17 protein-coding genes are annotated in these 20,252 nt (G+C 65.4%); 12 read left to right on the top strand and 5 right to left on the bottom strand.

Translation table 11 applies throughout. The features are described from left to right. Positions 1-9: 9 nt before the first annotated feature. The 4 genes from QGV54_RS02510 to znuC are packed head-to-tail and all read right to left on the bottom strand — an operon-like array spanning position 10 to position 3,396. Positions 10-1,044 carry a nickel/cobalt transporter gene (locus QGV54_RS02510; protein WP_281018445.1) on the bottom strand — a complete coding sequence of 345 codons (1,035 nt, stop codon included), beginning with the start codon at positions 1,042-1,044 and terminating at the stop codon, positions 10-12. Beyond that, positions 1,032-1,673 (bottom strand): DUF1007 family protein, encoded by a 642-nt coding sequence (locus tag QGV54_RS02505; RefSeq protein ID WP_281018446.1) that lies wholly within the window; start codon positions 1,671-1,673, stop codon positions 1,032-1,034. Before QGV54_RS02505 ends, QGV54_RS02510 begins: the two co-directional genes overlap by 13 nt. A gap of 50 nt (positions 1,674-1,723) precedes the next feature. Then, positions 1,724-2,536 (bottom strand): iron chelate uptake ABC transporter family permease subunit, encoded by an 813-nt coding sequence (locus tag QGV54_RS02500; protein WP_281018447.1) that lies wholly within the window; start codon positions 2,534-2,536, stop codon positions 1,724-1,726. Then, the gene (gene znuC, locus QGV54_RS02495; protein ID WP_281018448.1) at positions 2,536-3,396 is read right to left on the bottom strand and encodes a zinc ABC transporter ATP-binding protein ZnuC; all 861 of its coding nucleotides are present in this window, start codon (positions 3,394-3,396) and stop codon (positions 2,536-2,538) included. The genes QGV54_RS02500 and znuC overlap by 1 nt, the downstream gene beginning before the upstream one ends. 202 nt (positions 3,397-3,598) lie before the next feature. Between znuC and wrbA the strand changes: the two genes are divergently transcribed. From wrbA to QGV54_RS02465, 6 genes are all read left to right on the top strand, one after another. Beyond that, a complete protein-coding gene (gene wrbA, locus QGV54_RS02490) occupies positions 3,599-4,201 on the top strand; it encodes an NAD(P)H:quinone oxidoreductase (RefSeq protein WP_281018449.1) in 603 nt (200 codons plus the stop codon). Between the two features lie 284 nt (positions 4,202-4,485). Next, the gene (gene acnA, locus QGV54_RS02485; protein WP_281018450.1) at positions 4,486-7,143 is read left to right on the top strand and encodes an aconitate hydratase AcnA; all 2,658 of its coding nucleotides are present in this window, start codon (positions 4,486-4,488) and stop codon (positions 7,141-7,143) included. A gap of 102 nt (positions 7,144-7,245) precedes the next feature. Then, entirely contained in the window at positions 7,246-8,007 is a 762-nt protein-coding gene (locus tag QGV54_RS02480; RefSeq protein WP_281018451.1) for a DUF1223 domain-containing protein, read from the top strand. 151 nt (positions 8,008-8,158) lie between these two features. Beyond that, entirely contained in the window at positions 8,159-9,016 is an 858-nt protein-coding gene (locus QGV54_RS02475) for an FAD binding domain-containing protein (RefSeq protein WP_281018452.1), read from the top strand. Positions 9,017-9,019: 3 nt separating this feature from the next. Then, complete coding sequence (locus QGV54_RS02470; protein WP_281018453.1) at positions 9,020-9,493, top strand: (2Fe-2S)-binding protein; 474 nt, start codon at positions 9,020-9,022, stop codon at positions 9,491-9,493. Beyond that, complete coding sequence (locus tag QGV54_RS02465; protein ID WP_281018454.1) at positions 9,490-11,856, top strand: xanthine dehydrogenase family protein molybdopterin-binding subunit; 2,367 nt, start codon at positions 9,490-9,492, stop codon at positions 11,854-11,856. Before QGV54_RS02470 ends, QGV54_RS02465 begins: the two co-directional genes overlap by 4 nt. Positions 11,857-11,870: 14 nt before the next feature. On the opposite strand, the gene QGV54_RS02460 is transcribed toward QGV54_RS02465, so the two are convergent. Next, entirely contained in the window at positions 11,871-12,815 is a 945-nt protein-coding gene (locus QGV54_RS02460; RefSeq protein ID WP_281018455.1) for an LLM class flavin-dependent oxidoreductase, read from the bottom strand. A gap of 62 nt (positions 12,816-12,877) precedes the next feature. Here QGV54_RS02460 and QGV54_RS02455 point away from each other — a divergent pair, with 62 nt between their 5' ends. The 6 genes from QGV54_RS02455 (at position 12,878) to sufC (ending at position 20,252) form a co-directional block, all read left to right on the top strand. Beyond that, positions 12,878-15,700 carry a [protein-PII] uridylyltransferase gene (locus tag QGV54_RS02455; protein ID WP_281018456.1) on the top strand — a complete coding sequence of 941 codons (2,823 nt, stop codon included), beginning with the start codon at positions 12,878-12,880 and terminating at the stop codon, positions 15,698-15,700. Positions 15,701-15,816: 116 nt separating this feature from the next. After that, positions 15,817-16,773: an acetamidase/formamidase family protein gene (locus QGV54_RS02450; RefSeq protein WP_281018457.1), complete on the top strand. Its 957-nt coding sequence runs from the start codon at positions 15,817-15,819 to the stop codon at positions 16,771-16,773. A gap of 146 nt (positions 16,774-16,919) precedes the next feature. Next, the gene (locus tag QGV54_RS02445) at positions 16,920-17,375 is read left to right on the top strand and encodes a hypothetical protein (RefSeq protein ID WP_281018458.1); all 456 of its coding nucleotides are present in this window, start codon (positions 16,920-16,922) and stop codon (positions 17,373-17,375) included. A gap of 101 nt (positions 17,376-17,476) precedes the next feature. Next, on the top strand, positions 17,477-17,968 hold the full coding sequence (locus QGV54_RS02440; RefSeq protein WP_281018459.1) for an SUF system Fe-S cluster assembly regulator: 492 nt from the start codon (positions 17,477-17,479) through the stop codon (positions 17,966-17,968). Between the two features lie 3 nt (positions 17,969-17,971). Next, positions 17,972-19,441, top strand: a complete 1,470-nt coding sequence (gene sufB / locus QGV54_RS02435) for a Fe-S cluster assembly protein SufB (protein WP_281018460.1) — start codon at positions 17,972-17,974, stop codon at positions 19,439-19,441. A gap of 58 nt (positions 19,442-19,499) precedes the next feature. After that, positions 19,500-20,252, top strand: coding sequence for a Fe-S cluster assembly ATPase SufC (sufC, locus tag QGV54_RS02430; RefSeq protein ID WP_281018461.1), 753 nt, complete (start codon positions 19,500-19,502; stop codon positions 20,250-20,252).

Genomic DNA, 20,252 nt, shown 5'->3' with positions numbered 1-20,252 from the left:
GGACGAGGCTCAGATGCCAAAGGGTGAGCGCGGGGCACCCATGCTTGCCAGCAGGAACAGCGCACCGAAGGCCAGAAGCGCCAGGCCGCCGAACAGTCGCAGCCCGGTCTCGATCCGCCCCGCCCAGGACATGTCGCGCCGGGCGAAGCGCAGCACCAGGCCCTTCGATGTCAGCGTCAGGATGGCAAGGACGGAGACCGTCAGGCCGGTACCCAGCGACATGGCGAAGGTCGCTCCGATGCCGGCGAACACGAGCCCGTTCGTCAATGCGAAGACAAGCACGATCAGTGCCCCGCCGCAGGGCCGGATGCCGACGGCCAGAATGATCGGCACGGCCCGGCGCAGCGTCAGCCCCTGCCCGTCGCCACTGGCTGGCGGCAGCGCCACATGCCCATGATCGTGACCGTGGCTGTGGCTGTGATCATGCCCGTCGTGGTCATGACCGTGTCCCTCATGGTGGTCATGATCATGGTGATGATGCCCGCGACCGGTCAGCACCTGCCAGATCATGTAGAGGCCGACGGCGGCAATCAGGCCGAAGCTGAACTGTTCCATCGACCAGGCGCTGTCGAGCAGACGCTGCCCGGCGAGGTCGAAGACCCATGCCCCGCCCACGACAAGCACCACCGCCGTGACCCCCTGCATCAGCGACGAGAGCAGGGAAAGCACGATGCCCTGACGCACCGCGCGCTCGTTGGCCAGCAGGTAGGAGGTGATGACGGCCTTGCCGTGTCCCGGACCGACGGCGTGAAACACACCATAGAGCAGGCTGATCGCGATCAGGCCCCATGCCGTGGACAGGCTGTAGTCCTTCTTGAGGGCGCGCACGCCAAGTGAGAGTTCGCGATAGAGTTCCGACTGGACCTGCCGGACCTGGAACATGAGTCGCTCGTACATGCCAGGTTCACTGGCGGGCTCCGCGGCCGCGGGCTTGCCGGGCATCTGGAAGGGCGAGGCCTGTTGCGCCAGCGCCGCCGAACCCGCAAATCCGAGCCAGCCGAGCAGGAGCAGCAGCGGCAGGCACCTGGAAATCAGTCGGTGCATTCAATCGCCACCTTCGGCGCGAAGCTGGAGGCCCAGTTCTGATCCGCGGCCAGGCTCATGGCCAGGGAGTCGCTGACCGTCTTCGGCGTCTCTTCGGGTCCATAGGTCGCGACCTTGCATTCCGGCGGCATGTCCCCGGTGGCCACGGCCGGGCGCTCCGCGTCATTCTGGAACGCGATGTAGTAGCTGGGATCGACGCTGGACATGCGCAGCAGCTGCTGGCGGGGATCAACCGGCGTGACCAGAGGCAGCGTGAAACTGAACGTCAGGATGCCGTCATCGTTCACATTGCTGAAGCTGTCGACCGTGCCGACGGCAACCTGCACCCCATCCGCCAGAATGCTGGTGAAATAGTTCCACTGCTTCAGGTACTCGACATTGATGCTGCCGAGTTCGGTCAGTTCCTCCGGCGTGGTGACACCGTCGCGGTTCCCGTCGGCCCCCTGGATGGCGAAGGCCGAATAGAGGTCATCGAAGCGCCAGATGAGCGTCACGGCGCGGACCTGCCCGGAAGCATCGAACCGGAACGTCGCCGAACTGTCGATCCAGACATGGGGATGCGCCCGCACCCCGACGGTCAGAACGGTCCCCAGCAACAGAACGATGGCAGCGAGTGATCTTGACCGCATTTGCCCCTCCCAGAGCAGATGTGCGCGTGATTTCCGCACTCTACAGGTTTTCAGCGCCGCCTGTCAGTGCCGCCTGCGACCAGACCTGTTCCGGCAAGCACCAGCACGAAGAGAATGATCGCGGCCAGGACGATACTGGGGCCTGAGGGTGAATCGATCCACAGCGACAGACCAAGTCCCCCGCCAACCGAGATCGCCCCCAGCAATGCCGCGACCAGCGCCATGACTTCCGGCGAGCCACTCACCCGGCGGGCGGCGGCTGCCGGAATGATCAGCAGGGCTGTAACAAGCAGGATTCCGACGATCTTCATCGCCGCCGCGATCAGCAGCGCCACCAGCAGGGCGAAGATCAGACGGACCCGCCCCACCGGCACGCCCTCCGCCTTCGCCAGGTCGGCCTGTACGGTCGCAGCCAGCAGATCCCGCCAGATCAGGCCCAGGGCGAGCATGGTGATCGCGACACCGGCGGCGATCCAGATCAGGTCCTGGCGTCCGATGGCAAGGATGTCACCGAACAGATAGCTCATGAGGTCGATCCGCAGGCCGGGCACCGTGGAGGCCACCACCAGGCCCACGGCGAGACTGCCGTGCGCCAGCATGCCGAGCGCGGTGTCGCTCGCCAGCCACCGGAACCGTTCCAGCCAGAACAGGGCAAATGCAGCGATCACCACCACCAGCGCGACACCGATGACCGGCTGTATAGAGAGCAGCAGCCCGAGCGAGACACCCAGCAGCGCGGAATGGGCCATGGTGTCGCCGAAATAGGCCATGCGCCGCCAGACCACGAAGCAACCCAGTGGTCCCGCGACCAGCGCCACCATCACGCCGCCAAGCAGCGCCCGGAACAGGAAATCATCAAGCATCACTCATGCCCTGAATGCGAATGGTGGGCATGGTGACCGTGCCCGTGAGGGTCCGGCGCGTGATCACCGTCCGCTTCGTCGGCCACCACATGTCCATGCAGGTCGTGGTCGTGATCGTGTTCATGCCGGTACACGGCCAGCGTGGCCGCGGCCTGACGCCCGAAGAGACGCAGGAACTCGGGATGGCGGGAAACGTCCGACGGCACCCCGGCACAGCAGATGTGGCCGTTCAGGCAAAGCACCTGATCGGTCGCAGCCATCACCACATGCAGGTCATGCGAGACCATCAGAACCCCCAGGCCCATCTCGTCACGCAACTCACCGATCAGTGCATAGAGCGCCGCCTCGCCCGCGAAATCCACCCCCTGCACCGGCTCGTCGAGTACCAGCAGGTCCGGCTGCCGCAGCAGTGCCCGCGCCAGCAGCACCCGCTGCGTCTCGCCGCCCGACAGGCTGGCGACATCCGCGCGCCGCAGATGCGCCACGCCCACACGTTCCAGCGCCGCACCGATGGCGCTGGCGGAGGCTGGCGCCGTCAGCGTCATCAGCCGGTCGACCCGAAGCGGCAGGACGGCATCGACGCCGAAACGCTGCGGGACATATCCGATGCGGGTGCCCGGCATCAGTCGGGCGCTGCCCTGCGTCACGGAGATCAGGCCGAGCAGGGCCTTGACCAGGGTCGTCTTGCCGGACCCGTTCGGGCCGATGATGGTCACGATCTCTCCGGCCGCGATGTCCATGTCGACGCCGCTCAGTACCGCGCGCCCGCCGAACTGGACCTCCAGTGCCTGCGCACGGGCCAGCAGGCGGCGGTCGCCACCGTGGTTCTCCTGTCCGCCGATCACGGCTGCTGCGCCCATCCTGCTGCCCCGCACGTCAAGCCATGTTCCACGCAACAGATTGTTTACGGCATGGAAACACAAGCAAATTCAATTCATTAGACACCATTTCACCACTGCCGAAATGTTTGCCCCGTCAGCAATGTCGGCGCACCCCTGCCAAATGGACCGGTCCCGACCAGATGGATTTCCATCGAACATCCCAACGGAAGGATCCGGGACAATGACCAAGGTACTGGTGCTCTACTACAGCTCTTATGGCCATATCGAAAGCATGGCCAATGCAATCGCAGACGGCGCGCGCTCCGTCGACGGTACGGAAGTCACCGTCAAGCGTGTGCCGGAACTGGTGCCGGAGGAGGCGGCACGGAACGCAGGCATCAAGCTCGACCAGGCTGCCCCAGTCGCCGAGCCGTCGGAACTCGCCGACTATGATGCGGTGATCTTCGGGACCCCGACCCGGTTCGGCATGATGGCCGCGCAGATGCGCAATTTCCTCGACCAGACCGGCAGCCTCTGGGTGCAGGGCAAGCTGGTGGGCAAGGTTGGCAGTGTCTTCGCGTCCTCCGCCACCCAGCACGGCGGCCAGGAAAGCACCATCCTGTCCTTCCACACCACGCTGCTGCATCAGGGCATGGTCATCGTCGGACTGCCCTACAGCTTCCAGGGCCAGATGGGCCTCGACGAGATCAAGGGGGGATCGCCCTACGGTGCAACGACCCTCGCCGACGGCGACGGATCGCGTCAGCCGTCCGAAGTCGAGCTGGAGGGTGCGCGGTTCCAGGGTGCGCATGTGGCACGCACGGCGGCAAAGCTGTCCGCCTGAGGTTCCGAAGCGCCGGAACCGGGGATGCCGGTCGCGTCAAACAGGCGCGGTCGGCATTTTCCATGGCCCCGGGATACGGAAACTTCCCTGCCCGACTTGCCGAACGTCACGTAAATATTGCAAGAATACGGATACTGCTTCGTCTATTATCGACGCGAGCGACTGTTGCGGGACGACACGGCAGGCCGGATTCCGGCACCGGCGTCCGCATGGGGGGTCGCCCGTCGATGGTTCGGGTTTCATGAATTCTTGGGAAGAGGAGCTGGCTTGTGGGTCTGGACAGCTTGAAGACACGCCGCACGCTTAATGTTGGCGGCAAGGAGATTGACTATTTCAGCCTGAAGGCCGCCGAGGCCGAGCTGGGTGACATCTCCGCCCTGCCGAAATCGCTGAAGGTGCTGCTGGAGAACCTGCTGCGGTTCCAGGACGACCGCACGGTCAGCGTCGATGACGTCAAGGCCATGGCCGGCTGGCTGAACGACCGGGGCGCCAAGGGGCAGGAGATTGCCTACCGCCCGGCGCGCGTGCTGATGCAGGACTTCACCGGCGTGCCCGCCGTGGTCGACCTTGCCGCCATGCGCTCCGCCATCGAGGCGATGGGCGGCGACCCGAACAAGATCAATCCGCTGAACCCTGTCGATCTGGTGATCGACCATTCGGTCATGGTGGATGCCTTCGGCAACAACACCGCGTTCAAGACCAATGTCGATCTGGAGTACCAGCGCAACAAGGAACGCTACGAGTTCCTGCGGTGGGGATCGCAGGCATTTGACAATTTCCGCGTCGTGCCGCCGGGAACCGGTATCTGCCATCAGGTGAACCTGGAATATCTCGCCAAGGTCGTCTGGACCAGGGAAGAGGACGGCCGCACGGTCGCCTATCCCGACACGCTGGTCGGCACCGACAGCCACACCACCATGATCAATGGCCTGGGTGTGCTGGGCTGGGGTGTTGGCGGCATCGAGGCGGAGGCCGTGATGCTGGGCCAGCCGACCTCCATGCTGATTCCGGAAGTCGTCGGCTTCAAGCTGACCGGCAAGCTGAAGGAAGGCACCACTGCGACCGACATGGTGCTGACCGTGACCGAAATGCTGCGCGCCCGCGGCGTTGTCGGCAAGTTCGTCGAGTTCTACGGCTCCGGCGTCAGCCAGATGAGCCTCGCCGACCGGGCCACCATCGCCAACATGGCACCGGAATATGGCGCCACCTGCGGCTTCTTCCCCGTCGATGACGAGACCCTGGCCTACATGCGCTCCACCAACCGCCCGGCCGAACTGATCGAGCTGGTGGAAGCCTATGCGAAGGAACAGGGTCTGTGGCTGGACGATGCGGAGCCGGTGTTCACCGATACGCTGGAGCTGGATGTCTCCACCGTGGAACCGTGCCTGGCAGGGCCGAAGCGCCCGCAGGACCGGGTGCCGCTGTCGACCGCAGCGACCGCCTTCTCCAAGGCGGAGAAGGACGTGTTCGGCGTCTCCAACCCGGATGCGCGGTTTGCCGTGAAGGGCGCGGACTATGATATCGGCCATGGCGACGTCGTCATTGCCGCCATCACGTCCTGCACCAACACCTCCAACCCCGGCGTCATGCTGGGTGCCGGACTGGTGGCACGGAACGCGGCCAAGCTGGGACTGACCGTGAAGCCATGGGTCAAGACCTCGCTCGCCCCCGGCAGCCAGGTCGTCTCCGACTATCTGGAGAAGGCCGGACTGACCGACGATCTGGACAAGCTCGGCTTCAACCTGGTCGGCTATGGCTGCACCACCTGCATCGGCAACTCCGGCCCGCTGCCGGATCCGATCGCGAACACCATCAGCGAGAACGATCTGGTGGCCTGTTCGGTGCTGTCGGGCAACCGCAACTTCGAAGGCCGCGTGAACCCGCATGTGCAGGCGAACTATCTCGCCTCCCCCATGCTGGTAGTGGCCTACGCCATTGCCGGGTCGATGAAGGTCGATCTGTTCAATGATCCGCTGGGTCAGGACAAGGACGGCAACGATGTCTTCATGAAGGACATCTGGCCGAGCAACGAGGAAGTCGTCGAGACCGTCCGGAGCTGCGTGCTGCCGGAGATGTTCGAGGAGCGTTACGGCAATGTCTTCGCCGGTGACGAGGACTGGCAGAAGGTGCAGAGCAGTGGCGGCCTGACCTACGAGTGGGACATGACCTCCACCTACGTGCAGCATCCGCCGTACTTCGAAGGCATGAAGCTGGACCCGCCGGAAGGCTTCGAGGATGTGGAGAATGCCCGGATCCTGGCGATCCTGGCCGACTCGGTGACCACCGACCACATCTCCCCCGCCGGTTCGATCAAGGCGGACGGCCCGGCCGGCAGCTATCTCAGCGGCAACCAGGTTCCGACGCGTGACTTCAACTCCTACGGCTCCCGCCGCGGAAACCATCAGGTCATGATGCGCGGCACCTTCGCCAACATCCGCATCCGCAACGAGATGGTGCCGGGTGTGGAAGGCGGCATGACCCGCCACATTCCGTCGGGCGAGACCATGTCGATCTATGACGCCGCCCAGAAGTACGCGGAGGAGGGCCGCAAGCTGGTCGTCTTCGCGGGCAAGGAATATGGCACGGGCTCGTCGCGTGACTGGGCGGCCAAGGGAACCAACCTGCTGGGCGTCAAGGCCGTGATCGCGGAGAGCTTCGAGCGTATCCACCGTTCCAACCTGGTCGGCATGGGTGTCCTGCCGCTGGTGTTCCCGGAGGGGACGGATCGCAAGACGCTGGGTCTGACCGGTGACGAGATCGTCACGCTGAAGGGCATCTCCGACGGCATCAAGCCGCGCATGAATGTTCCCTGCGTGATCGAGCGCGCGGACGGCTCGACGGTCGAGGTTGACCTGCTCTGCCGCATCGACACGCTCGACGAGGTTGATTACTTCCGTCACGGCGGCATCCTGCAGTACGTGCTGCGCAGGCTCGCGGCCTGATCAAGGCGGTGTAACGAAAACGCGAGGGGGCGATATTTCACTGACAAGTGACTCGTCGCCCCCTCGTCCGCCGCCTACCTTCGCAGCATGCGAAATCACCTATTGAACAGACTCCCCGGTCGCGCACGTCGCGGCATCACCGCTGCCCTCATGCTGGCGGCGTCCGGCCTTGGCATGCTGGTGGCCGCACCGGATGCACGCGCGGCCGACCACCCCCTGGTCGTGGTGGAACTCTTCACCAGCCAGGGCTGCAACTCCTGTCCCCCTGCCGATGAACTGCTGGGCGAACTGGTGAAGCGCGACGATGTGCTGGGCTTCAGCTTTCACGTCGACTACTGGGATTACATCGGCTGGCACGACACCTTCGCGATGCCGGAGTCGGGGCAGCGCCAGCGCAGCTACGTCAGTCGCGTCGGCGGACGCTACGTCTATACCCCGCAACTGGTGATCGGCGGCAAGGAGCAGGTCGTCGGCCACGACAAGCGTGCGGTGGAGGCCGCGATCGAGGCCACGGCCAGCCGCCCGATGGTGAGCGTCTCGACCCACAAGGGCCGAGGCAAGGGCCAGTGGGTCGTCGATCTGGCGCCAGCCGATCTCGAAACGCCCGCCACCATCTGGCTTGTCGCCTTCGACAATCGCCACGATGTCGATATCCAGCGCGGCGAGAACCGGGGCAAGACGCTTGCCTACTACAATGTCGTCCGGAAGATGGAGCGCGTCGGCACCTGGGACGGCACGTCGGCCCTCAGCCTGCCGGTGGACATGCAGGCCGTCTGGGCCGAGGGCCGTGACGGCTGCGCCGTCATCGTCCAGGCCGACGGCTTCGGCCCGATCCTGGGGGCGGTGCGGGTTGGCGCCAACTGACCATTAGACATGCCTACGGCGCACTGCGCGTCGCTTGACGTTGTTCCCCTGTCCGCACTGACGAATACTCGCCGCTGTATCAGTTCGGCATTCCGGCGGTCGTTCCCATGACCGCGCGCGCCGTCAGACAAGGGTTGGCCGTCAAGTGGACATGACAGCAGGCAGCAGTTTTCTCACCCCCGCCACCATCGCGCAGGCCGTTTCCCTGCTGCGGGACCTGAACGGGACCGGCGTTGCGCTGGCCGGCGCGACATGGATCAGCCGCGCCCCCGTGCGCTGCGAGACACCGCCGCAGACCTATGTCAGCCTGGCGGGTATTTCCGCGCTGCACGAGATTCAGGTCGATGCGGAGCAGGCGTCCATCGGCTGTCTGGCAACCCATGCGCGGATCGCCAACGCCCTGGACAGTTGCGCCGACCTGCGGGCGCTGGCGATGGCTGCCGGATCGTCCGCCACGCCTGCCATACGCCGCATGGCCACCATCGGCGGCAACCTCTGCACCACCGGCTTTGCCCCGGCGGACCTGATTCCGCCGCTGCTGGTACTGGACGCGGAGATCGAGGTTCAGAACCAGGAAGGCATCGCGATCATGCCCGTCGCGGCATTCCTGGCGCAGCGTGGGGACATCACCCCCACCCACCTGGTCACACGCATCATCCTGCCCCGCCATGCCCGACGCAGCGCCCATGCGCGCCTGACGCTGCGCCAGGCGGGGGAGTATCCGGTTGCCCATGTCAGCATCGCCGTGGCCACCGGGGCGGACGACACCATCGCGGATGCCGCCGTGGCTGTGGGTGCCGTCGAGGCCACTGCCCGCCGCTGGCCGGAACTGGAGGCCGCGCTGGTCGGCGAACGGCCTGACCCTGACAGGATGAAGGCCATCTCCGCGTCCCGTGCCGGCGACTTCACCGGGCGCGATGCCACGGACGCACCGGGCTGGTACCGGGAGCGGGTTCTGCCGGGCCTGGTGGCCCGTGTCTTCACGGCGCTTGCCGAAAGAGAGGACTGATCCATGAGCGTGACTCTCAGCGTCAACGGGGAGGAACGCACCTTCACCGGCGACCCGCGCACTCCCCTGATCGATGTGCTGCGCGACCACATGCGCCTGACCGGGGCCAAGTCCGTCTGCCGGGAGGGGTTCTGCGGTGCCTGCACCGTGCATGTGGATGGCGAACCCATGGTATCCTGCCTGATCCCGGTGGGAACGCTGGCCGGGCGGGCTGTCACGACGATCGAGGGCATTGCCGGTGGCGGCGCGCAGCTCAACGCCGTGCAGCAGGCGCTGCTGGATCATGATGTGGTGCAGTGCGGAATGTGCTTTCCCGGCATGGTCATGACCCTCAGCGCCTTTCTGGAGACATCAGCCCAGCCGACCCGCGCGGCACTGAAGGCGGAACTTTCGGGCAATGCCTGCCGCTGCACGGGCTACGAACGCATCATCGATGCAGCCCTTTCCGTGACAGGGCAGGAGGTGGCAGCGCCATGACCGACGCAGGCCATGCCGAGAAGGCCGTGATGAACTTCCCGCGCCGGGATGCGCAGGACAAGATCACCGGCCGGACCCGCTACACCACCGATGTCGGCGGGTCGGAAGTGATCCATGCCGTACTGCTGCGCGCGGAGGTGGCTTCGGCGCGCATCGTGCGGCTGGATGTGGAGCCTGCCCGCCGGATGCCGGGGGTCCGCGCCATCGCCACCGCCGACGATGCACCGGGCCTGTACGGCATAGGCATTGCCGATCACCCGCTGCTGGCTAGGGATGCCATCCGCTATCACGGGGAACCCATCGTGGCACTGGCCGCCGACACGCTGGATCAGGCGCGGGCCGCGCTGGCCGTGATCGAGCTGGAGCTGGCCCCGCTTCCCGCCGTGCCCACGATGGCCGCCGCTCTGGCCGAGGATGCGCCGCTGGTGCACCCGGACTGGAAGAGCTACGAGGTCCTGGCGGAAGGCTCGGTGCGGCAGGGCAATGTGGCCTGGGAAGCCACCGTGACGCGCGGCGACTCCGATGCCGCCTTCGCCCGCCCGGACGTCACCATCGTGGAGGGCTGCTATCAGGTCGGACGGCAGAGTCATGTGCCCTTCGAACCGCGCGCGGCTGTGGTCTCCTACGAGGACGGGCGTTTCCACATCCACACCTCCACCCAGGTCCCATGGACCGTCCGCGATGTCACTGCCCGCGCGCTGGGGGTACCCGAATCGCAGGTGCGGGTCACCGTGCCCGCCGTCGGCGGCGGCTTTGGGCTGAAGTTCGATGCCTCCATCGAACCCTGCGCCGCGGTCCTGGCGCGCATGTCGGGTCGCACGGTCTCGATCGTCAATTCCCGCCGGGAGGAGCAGATGACTTGCCTCTCCCGCGAGAATGCCGAGATCCGCATCCGCTCCGCCGTCACACAGGAGGGGGAAATCGTCGGACGGGAAGCCACCGTGCTGATGGACTGCGGGGCCTATGGCGGGGAACAGGTCTTCCTGACATCCATGACCGCACACACGCTGGGCGGCAACTACAGGCTCGGCACGGCCCGCCTCTCCAGCCGCGCCATCTATACCAACACGCCGCCCAACGGGGCCTTCCGCGCCTGCAACGGCGTCTACAACACCTTCGCGCTGGAACGGCACACCGACGAGATCGCGGATGCCATCGGCATGGACCGCCTTGAATTCCGCCGCCGCAACGTGCTGGGTGACAAGGACCTCGGTTCCACCGGCCAGGTGTTCGAAGGCAACGTGCTGGGCCCGATGATCGACCGCATGGAGGCACTGCGCGCCAGCTCCGGCGACAGGAAGGCGCTGGCTGACGGAAGGCTCTATGGCCGAGCCACCACGGTCGGCACATGGTTCATCTTCGTCGGCCTGTCTGCCGCGACGGTGAACCTGAACTCCGATGGCAGCGCCACACTGGTCACGACGGGCGTGGAGATCGGACAGGGCACCATGATGCAGGCCCTGCCGCAGATCGTGGCAGCCAGTCTCGGCATCCCACCGGAGCAGGTCATCGTGAAGTCAGCCGACACCGACGCCGCCGGTCGCGATCTGGGTGTGGGCGGCGGACGCACCACGGTTTCCATAGGCGCCGCCAGCGTCGCCGCCTGCGAGGAGGTGAAGGCCAAGCTGCTGGATGTCGCCAGCGAGATGCTGCAGACCGACCGCAGCGAACTGGTGCTCGCCGATGGCCGCATCGAGATCGCCGGACGCCCCGGTACCGGCACCACCATCCAGCAGGTGATCGCGGAGGTGGAAAGCCGGACAGGCCCCGTCTCCGGCAATGGATCCTTCACTGCCCCCGGCGCGGTCTCCGCGCTGCCGGGCTGTGTTGCCGGGCATTTCCTGGACGCCATCGACCTGCCGGTCTTCGCCGTGCATGACTGCGAACTGGCCATTGATCCCGACACCGGTCAGGTCGAGATCCTCGCCTACCGCGTGGTGCAGGATGTCGGCCGCGCCCTCAATCCCCGCGCCATCCACGGCCAGATCCAGGGCGGTGTCGCGCAGGGGCTGGGCTATGCCCTGCATGAGGAAATCACCATCAATGACAGCGGTGCCTTTGACCAGCAGGGGTTCGAGAGCTATCACCTTCCCCTGGCAGCCGACGTCATCCCGGTGGAGTTCGACCTCTATGAAGGCGCACCGTCCTGCGGTCCGCTGGGGACGAAGGGCGCAGGAGAAGTGCCGATCCTGAATGTCGGTGCCACCGTCGCCTGCGCCGTGGCCGACGCCACGGGCACGAAGGTCTCCTCACTGCCGCTGACGCCGCCGAAGGTGATGGCTCTGATCGACGGCAGGCAACCGGAACTGCAGCACCATCACATCAGCCCGGTCTGGGTGGAGAACACGCTGCAGTCCGCCTGAGCCGGCAGCACGCCTCAGAGCAGGTCGGCCAGCAGCGGCTTCACCTCCGTCGCGAAGCGCTGAAGCTGGGCGTGGCTTTCGTCCAGCGGGCCGGTGTGGTCCAGCACCAGATGGCGGACACCTGCGGCATGGAACTTTCGCACGCTCTCGGCCACCTGCTCCGGCGTGCCCAGCGCGGCATAGCGCTTGGCGGGCTTTCGGAAATCCATGGCGTAGCGGGTCGACAGGTGGTCGGTCGCCTTGTCCCAGGCGGTGTCGAAGTCATCGTCGATGCGGAAGAACAGCAGGTGACCGGTCCCGAAGCCGTCAACGCTGCGCCCGGCCTCCGCCATGTTGGCCTGGATGGTGGCCAGCGACTCGGCGAACATCTCCGGTGTCACCACATACGAGATCCAGCCGTCGGAGAGCGTGGCCGCCCGGCGCAGCGCGGCGGGGGAGCGTCCGCCGACCCAGATCGGCGGGCCACCGGCCTGCACCGGGGCGGGCAGCATCCGCGTCGGCGGCAGCTCGAAATGACGGCCCTTGTGGGTGATCTCCTCCCCCGACCAGAGCTTGCGGATGACCTCGATGGATTCGGAGGTTCGGGCGCCGCGCTCCTTGTGCGGCACCCCGGCGGCGGCAAACTCCCCCGGGAACTCACCGCCGACACCGGTGCCGAAGATGAAGCGCCCGCCGGAGATGTGGTCCAGCGTCGCCGCCATCTTGGCGGTGGGCGTCGGGTGCCGCAGGGCAAGCAGGTAGACACCGGTCGCCACGGTCAGCCTGTCCGACAGGGCCGCAGCCTGCGCAAGCTGGATCAGCGGATCCAGGATCGGCACCGCGAAGACCAGGTGATCCCCCAGCCAGAGCGAGTCGAAGCCGTTGCGGTCCGCCAGGTCCACCACCGCGACGGCTTCGTCGCGGGTCGACATCCGCGCCATGAACCCCAGCTTCAACCCCTCGTTCAGCGTCATCGACATGGCTCACCCTCCCCGGATCGCAGTCATTTGGTCTACTTGAATGTTGCTGTATGTTGCGCCGCATGGAACAGGTTCGCAATCGCCGACAGATCATTGACCGCCGTGCCGTGGGCACCCGTATCGCCAGCCTCGCCGAGAAGCAGGAGGCGGATCTGCGCAATGCCGTCTTCGCCGAACTGCGCGAAGCGATGGAGGAAGGCCGCGCGGCGATCGAGCAGCGTTTCGTGAATGGGGAGGCCGGGGACCAGTCAGCGCGGGCGATGGCGTTTCTGGTCGATCAGATCATCCGGCTGCTCTACGACCACGCCCTGAACGACGTGTTTCACGCGGCCAATCCGACCGACGGCGAGCAGATGTCCGTCGTCGCGGTCGGCGGCTATGGCCGGGGCCAGATGGCGCCGCAGTCGGATGTGGATCTGCTGTTCCTGCTGCCCTACAAGCAGACCGCCTGGTCGGAGAGCATGATCGAATACATGCTCTACATGCTGTGGGACCTGAAGCTGAAGGTGGGCCACTCGACGCGCACCATCGACGACTGCATCCGCCTGTCGAAGCAGGACACGACCATCCGCACCGCACTGCTGGAAGCCCGTTTCATCTTCGGCGACCAGAACCTGTTCCTGGAACTGCAACGGCGGTTCCGCAAGGACGTGGTGCAGGGCAGCGGCACCGAATATGTGGAACTGAAACTGGCGGAGCGCGATGAGCGCCATCAGCGCTTCGGCGACTCGCGCTACGTCAACGAGCCCAATCTGAAGGAAGGCAAGGGCGGGATGCGCGACCTGCACACCCTGACCTGGATAGCCAAGTACGTCTACAAGGTGGCCGACGTCGGTGACCTGGTGGAACGGGGCATCATGACTGCCGCAGAGTACCGGCGCTTCGTCAAGGCGGAGCGCTTCCTCTGGTCGGTACGCTTTCACCTGCATCTGCTGACCAACCGGCCCGAAGAGCGCCTGACCTTCGATGTGCAGACCGAACTGGCAACCCGCCTGGGATATACGGACCGCGCCGGTGCGCAGGCCATCGAGCGCTTCATGAAGCATTACTATCTGGTGGCGCGGGACATCGGTGACCTGACGCGGGTCATCTGCTCCTCCATCGAGGCGGAGAACCAGAAGAAGCCGCTGTTCCGCCTGCCCCGCTTCGGCCTGCGCACGAAGCAGATCGACGGCTTCGTGGCGGAAGGCAGCTGGCTGAATGTCGAGGATGAGGAGATGTTCGCCGAGGACCCTGTGGCCATGCTGCGCATCTTCCAGGTGGCACAGGCGAACGATCTGGACATTCACCCCGATGCCCACCGGCTGCTGCGGCGTCACCACAAGAAGATCAATCGCGCGGTGCGCAATGATCCGGTAGCCAACCGCTGCTTCCTGGACATCATGACCTCCAGGAAGGACCCGGAGACCCACCTGCGGCGGATGAGCGAGGCCGGTATCCTGGGCCAGTTCATCACCGACTTCGGGCGGGTCGTGGCGCAGACCCAGCACGACATGTACCACCATTACACGGTTGACGAGCACACCCTGCGCGCGGTCGGGCTGGTCTGGAAGATCGAGCAGGGGGGGCTGGCGGAGGAGCATCCGCTGAGCCACGAGATCGTGCACCAGGTGCTGTCGCGCGAAGTGCTCTACATGGCGGTCTTCCTGCACGACATTGCCAAGGGCCGTGGCGGTGACCATTCGGTTCTGGGGGAGAAGGTGGCGCTGAAGCTGTGCAAGCGCCTCGGCTTCAGTGCGGGCGAGACGGAGATGGTGGCCTGGCTGGTGCGCGCGCATCTGCTGATGTCGGCAACCGCCTTCAAGCGTGACCTGTCCGACGCCAAGACCATCCAGGACTTCGTGGCCCTGGTGCAGAGCCCGGAACGGCTGCGCCTGCTGCTGATCCTGACCGTAGCCGACATTCGTGCCGTCGGTCCCGGAGTCTGGAACGGCTGGAAGGGCCAGCTGCTGCGCGATCTCTACTACCGGGCGGAGGAGGCCCTGTCAGGCGACATGCGCGCCAGGGGTCCGAAGCAGCGGGTCGCGGCGGCGAAAGAAGCCCTGGCCGAAGTCCTCAACACCTGGTCGGCGGAAGATCTGGAGGCGCATACGGAGCGTTTCTACGATGGCTACTGGCTCGGCATCGATACCGATACCCAGGCCTGGCACGCCGGGGTCATGCGCAAGGCGGACCAGAACCAGGAACAACTGGCCATCGCCACCCGCTCCGACCAGTTCAAGGCCATGACGGAGATACTGGTCTATGCGGCCGACCATCCGGGCCTGTTCAGTCGCATTGCCGGCGCCATGGCCGTGGCGCGGGTCAACATCGTCGATGCCCGCATCTCCACCACCCATGACGGCATGGCGGTGGATACCTTCATCGTGCAGGACATGGACGAGAACGCCCTGTCCGACCCGCAGCGGCTGGACAAGCTGCGCGAAGCCGTTGCCCGGACGCTGGCGGGCGAGGTCAGGCCGCGCGGCGTCATAGCCGAACGCAAGCCGGGCTATGCGGAACGCACCCGGGTCTTCAAGGTCGAGCCGGTCGTCCTGATCGACAACAATATCTCCAACACCTGGACGGTGATCGAGGTCAATGGCCGCGACCGCCCCGGCTTCATCCACGATGTTGCCTGGGCGCTGTTCAATCTGTCCCTGAACGTCGGTCGCGCCCGCATCGCCACCTACGGCGAGCGCGCCGTGGACGTTTTCTATGTCCGCGACATGTTCGGCCTGAAGATCGACGACCCCAACCGCCACGAACGCATCCGCCAGCGCCTGATCGAGGCGATCCAGCAGACGACAGCGGCACCGGCTGCGGCTACGCCTGCGAAATCGGCGGCCGCGAAGCCGGCAGCAACCAAGCAGACACCAAAGGCGCAGAAGGCGACAAAGCGCTAGGCAGGTTCCGTTGGCGGGCACGGAACCGCCAGCATCAGTTCGGCAATGTTCAGGACCCCGGGCACGCGCAGACCCCGCGTCGCGCAACGCGGTCCACAGACCAGGAGAAGGCGACCATGGCCCATTCGCTGCATGTTCCGGCAACGCCGGACACTGTTCATTGGGGCTATTTCGACCCGAAACTCCCTGCGGTTGCCTGGGTTCAGGCCGGGGAACAGGTTCTTGTCGAGACCGTCTCCGGCGGCGAGAGCGTGCTGCCACCTCCCCCGATGACGGTACGCGATGACCACCGGCGCATCCTGGACGAGGTCAAGCACAGGATGACGCCCGGCCACACGCTGACAGGTCCGGTCGGCATCAGGGATGCCGAATGCGGCGATGCGCTGTCGGTGAAGATCGAGAGCGTCGAGCTTATCTGCGACTGGGGCTGGAACGCGATCAGGCCCCTGTCTGGCACCCTGCCGGAAGACTTCGATGAATCGCGTCTGCTGCACATCCCGATCGATCAGGCGGCAAGGACCGCAAGCCTGCCCTGGGGCACGACGCTGCCCCTGTCTCCGTTCTTCGGTGTCATGGGCGTTGCGCCGCCCGATCACTGGGGCATCCAGTCATCGATCGTACCGCGCGCCTTCGGCGGAAACATCGACTGCAAACTGCTTGGCGCCGGGGCCACCCTGCATCTGCCTGTCTTTCAGGACGGCGCGCTGTTCTCCTGTGGCGACGGTCACGCGAACCAGGGCGACGGCGAGGTCTGCCTGACCGCCATCGAGACATGCATGAGTGGTGTGTTCTCGTTTCAGGTGGAGAAGGGCGCGGCCGAGAACATGCCGGGACCATGGATGCCGTGGGCGGAAACCGAGGACTCGTTCATCACTTTCGGTTTTGATCCCGATCTGGAGAACGCGGCGAAACAGGCGCTCCGGGCCATGATCCGGCTGATCTCAACGCGCGCCGGCCTGTCACGCGAGGATGCCTACACGCTCTGCTCGATCGCCGCGGACATGCACATCACCCAGCTCGTGAACCAGCACAAGGGCGCACACACCGTCCTGCGGAAATCGGCCCTCGGCTGAATTGCTGCGGACCTCTCTCGCGACCGCAAGCACTGGCGAGGCGACGATCCCGGACCCCGCGCGGATCCCTGCGGCATTGCTTCCGGATCATGTGCTGCGCCAGAATGCACGTGGTGCATGACCACAAGCGGGGGAGGACCCATCTGATGACCATGACAACCGAATTCGGAAACGGGAACATCCCGTGGCGGCCGTTCGCGGGCTTCGAGGGACTGTATTATCACCTGCTGTCGGTGGATGACCGCACGCAGGTCGTGGACATGCTGATGAAGTTCGATCCGCACGCGGAATGTGTGCCGCACCGGCATGTCGGACCGACAAAGACACTGGTGATCGAGGGGGAGCACCGGCTGTTCGAACCGGTGCTCGACCATGGCGCCCCGCATACCGCCCGCGTCTCAGCCGGTTTCGGAACCAACAATGGCGATGAGACGCATATCGAGGGCGGCGGCGAGAACGGTGCCACGATCCTGCTGCAGATGACCGCTGTGGACGGCGTCGTCTACGAGATCCTGGACGCCGACGGCAACATCGACCGCATCATCACCCTGGACGACTTCCGTCGCGGGCTGGCGAAGCAGCAGGCCCGCGCCGCAGCCTGAAACGGATCAATCCGTACTGTTCCGGTCTTGATTTATCACCGGCTTCCGGTAGATAGAGGACCAATGAAGTCCTGTTTCATGGCGCGGGGGCAGACCGGCTGATGATGCGATTGAGCAAACTGACGGACTACGCGGTGGTGATGATGGTCCACATGGGCCAGGTCAGCGAAGCCGCGACGGCAGATGTGCTGTTCACCGCCACCCGGCTGTCCGATGAGACCGGCGTGCCGCAGCCGACCGTGGCCAAGGTCCTGAAGTCCCTGGCCCGCGCCGGCCTGCTGCGTTCCGTTCGCGGGGCGCAGGGCGGCTACGTGGTCGAGCGGACGCCGGAGCAGATTTCCATCGCCGAGATCGTTCAGGCGCTGGACGGTCCCATCGCGCTGACCGCCTGTGTCGACGGGGCAGACGACAGCTGCAATGTGGAGAGCCTGTGCGGCATGCGCGGCAACTGGAACCGGGTCAACGAGGCGATCCGTTCCGCGCTGGGTCGCGTGACCCTGGCCGACATGGCCCTGACACCCATGGAATTTCCCGTACCTGACGCGCCCCGTCCGGCCTACGGGCACTCAACCAGCACCTCAAGGGGGGCCTGACGCATGGCTGCAACTGCCGAAACCATCCAGCAGGTCAAGGAACTGGGGGACCGCTACAAGTACGGTTTCTCCACCGACATCGAATCCGACATGGCACCGAAGGGGCTAAGCGAGGACATCGTCCGCTTCATCTCCGCCAAGAAGGAGGAGCCGGAATGGCTGCTGGAATGGCGGCTGAAGGCATACCGCCACTGGCTGACGATGCCGGAGCCGGAATGGGCCTTCGTCGACTTTCCCCAGATCGACTATCAGGACGCCTACTACTATGCGGCGCCGAAGACCGGCGACAAGCCGAAGAGCCTGGACGAGGTCGATCCGAAGCTGCTGGAGACCTATGCCAAGCTGGGTATCCCGCTGCGCGAGCAGGAAGTGCTGGCCGGGGTCGAGGGCGCACCGAAGGTCGCCGTCGATGCCGTGTTCGACAGTGTCTCCGTCGGCACCACCTACAAGAAGCAGCTTGAAGCCAAGGGCATCATCTTCTGCGCCATCTCGGAAGCCATCCAGACACACCCGGAACTGGTAAGGAAGTATCTCGGCTCCGTCGTGCCGGCGGCCGACAACAAGCATTCCTGCCTGAACTCCGCCGTCTTCACCGATGGCAGCTTCGTCTACATTCCGAAGGGCGTGCGCTGCCCCATGGAACTGTCGACCTATTTCCGCATCAATCAGGAGAATACGGGGCAGTTCGAACGGACGCTGATCATCGCCGATGAAGGCTCCTACGTCAGCTATCTGGAGGGCTGCACCGCGCCGATGCGCGACGAGAACCAGCTCCATGCGGCGGTGGTCGAACTGATCGCGCTGGATGATGCGGAGATCAAGTACTCCACGGTGCAGAACTGGTATCCGGGCGACGAGAACGGCAAGGGCGGCATCTACAACTTCGTCACCAAGCGCGGTGCCTGCCGGGGCCGGAACTCGAAGATTTCCTGGACCCAGGTGGAGACGGGATCGTCGATCACCTGGAAGTACCCGAGCTGCATCCTGCAGGGCGACAATTCGGTGGGCGAGTTCTACTCGGTCGCCATCACCAACAACCGCCAGCAGGCCGACACCGGCACCAAGATGATCCACATCGGCAAGAACACCCGGTCGACGATCATCTCCAAGGGCATCTCCGCCGGTCGCGCCAACCAGACCTACCGTGGTCTGGTGCGCATCCAGCCGGGGGCGGAGGGCGCGCGCAACTATACCCAGTGCGACTCCCTGCTGATCGGCGACCAGTGCGGGGCGCACACCGTGCCCTACATCGAGGCGAAGAACTCCAGCGCCCGTGTGGAGCATGAGGCCACGACCTCGAAGATCTCCGACGAGCAGCTGTTCTATTGCCGCCAGCGCGGGCTGTCCGACGAGGAGGCGGTGGCGCTGATCGTCAACGGGTTCTGCCGCGAGGTGATGCGGGAACTGCCGATGGAATTCGCGGTGGAGGCAACCAAGCTGGTGGGCATCAGCCTGGAAGGCAGTGTCGGCTGAGGCAACGGCCGACACCGAACCGCGCAACGCAACAGACAGACAAGCCGAAGGCGACAACATGCTGAAGATCGAGAACCTGCACGTCGAAGTGGATGGCAAGGAAATCATCCGGGGCCTGGACCTGGAAGTCCCGAAGGGCGAGGTGCATGCCATCATGGGCCCGAACGGGGCCGGCAAGTCCACCCTGTCCTATACGCTGGCGGGGCGCGACGGCTACACGGTGACCGACGGCAGGGTCACGTTCCAGGGCCGCGACCTGCTGGACCGGGAACCGGAGCAGCGGGCCGCCGACGGGCTGTTCCTGGGCTTCCAGTATCCGGTGGAAATTCCAGGTGTCGCGACGCTGACGTTCCTGAAAACCGCCGTGAACGCGGTGCGTCGCCAGCGCGGCGAGGAAGAATATGACGCCATGCAGTTCATGAAGCTGGTGCGCGGCAAGGCGAAGGACCTGAACATCTCCGACGAGATGCTGAAACGTCCCGTCAATGTCGGCTTCTCCGGTGGCGAGAAGAAGCGCAACGAGATCCTGCAGATGGCGGTGCTCGACCCGGCGTTCTGCCTGCTGGACGAAACCGACTCCGGTCTCGACATCGATGCGCTGAAGGTCGTGGCCGATGGCGTCAACGCCCTGCGCGGGCCGGAACGCGGCATGCTGATCATCACCCATTACCAGCGGCTGCTGGATCACATCGTTCCCGACCGGGTGCATATCCTGGCGGAGGGCCGGATCGTCGAGAGCGGTGACAAGAGCCTGGCGCTGGAACTGGAAAAGAAGGGCTATGCGTCCTTCGGCTCGGACCGGGCGGCCTGA

It is taken from the genome of Minwuia sp. IMCC3060 (genome assembly GCF_029909435.1).
GTDB lineage: Bacteria > Pseudomonadota > Alphaproteobacteria > Minwuiales > Minwuiaceae > Minwuia.
This window is presented reverse-complemented; position numbering and strand designations above follow the sequence as displayed.

Excerpts from the sequence above, each read along its gene's own strand:
- QGV54_RS02510 (WP_281018445.1), bottom strand. The coding sequence starts at position 1,044 with ATGCACCGACTGATTTCCAGGTGCCTGCCGCTGCTGCTCCTGCTCGGC.
- QGV54_RS02460 (WP_281018455.1), bottom strand. The coding sequence starts at position 12,815 with ATGTCGATGACGCTGAACGAGGGGTTGAAGCTGGGGTTCATGGCGCGG.
- QGV54_RS02470 (WP_281018453.1), top strand. The coding sequence starts at position 9,020 with ATGAGCGTGACTCTCAGCGTCAACGGGGAGGAACGCACCTTCACCGGC.
- znuC (WP_281018448.1), bottom strand. The coding sequence starts at position 3,396 with ATGGGCGCAGCAGCCGTGATCGGCGGACAGGAGAACCACGGTGGCGAC.
- QGV54_RS02440 (WP_281018459.1), top strand. The coding sequence starts at position 17,477 with ATGATGCGATTGAGCAAACTGACGGACTACGCGGTGGTGATGATGGTC.
- QGV54_RS02450 (WP_281018457.1), top strand. The coding sequence starts at position 15,817 with ATGGCCCATTCGCTGCATGTTCCGGCAACGCCGGACACTGTTCATTGG.
- QGV54_RS02505 (WP_281018446.1), bottom strand. The coding sequence starts at position 1,673 with ATGCGGTCAAGATCACTCGCTGCCATCGTTCTGTTGCTGGGGACCGTT.
- sufB (WP_281018460.1), top strand. The coding sequence starts at position 17,972 with ATGGCTGCAACTGCCGAAACCATCCAGCAGGTCAAGGAACTGGGGGAC.
- QGV54_RS02445 (WP_281018458.1), top strand. The coding sequence starts at position 16,920 with ATGACCATGACAACCGAATTCGGAAACGGGAACATCCCGTGGCGGCCG.
- sufC (WP_281018461.1), top strand. The coding sequence starts at position 19,500 with ATGCTGAAGATCGAGAACCTGCACGTCGAAGTGGATGGCAAGGAAATC.
- QGV54_RS02455 (WP_281018456.1), top strand. The coding sequence starts at position 12,878 with ATGGAACAGGTTCGCAATCGCCGACAGATCATTGACCGCCGTGCCGTG.
- wrbA (WP_281018449.1), top strand. The coding sequence starts at position 3,599 with ATGACCAAGGTACTGGTGCTCTACTACAGCTCTTATGGCCATATCGAA.
- QGV54_RS02465 (WP_281018454.1), top strand. The coding sequence starts at position 9,490 with ATGACCGACGCAGGCCATGCCGAGAAGGCCGTGATGAACTTCCCGCGC.
- QGV54_RS02475 (WP_281018452.1), top strand. The coding sequence starts at position 8,159 with ATGACAGCAGGCAGCAGTTTTCTCACCCCCGCCACCATCGCGCAGGCC.
- QGV54_RS02500 (WP_281018447.1), bottom strand. The coding sequence starts at position 2,536 with ATGCTTGATGATTTCCTGTTCCGGGCGCTGCTTGGCGGCGTGATGGTG.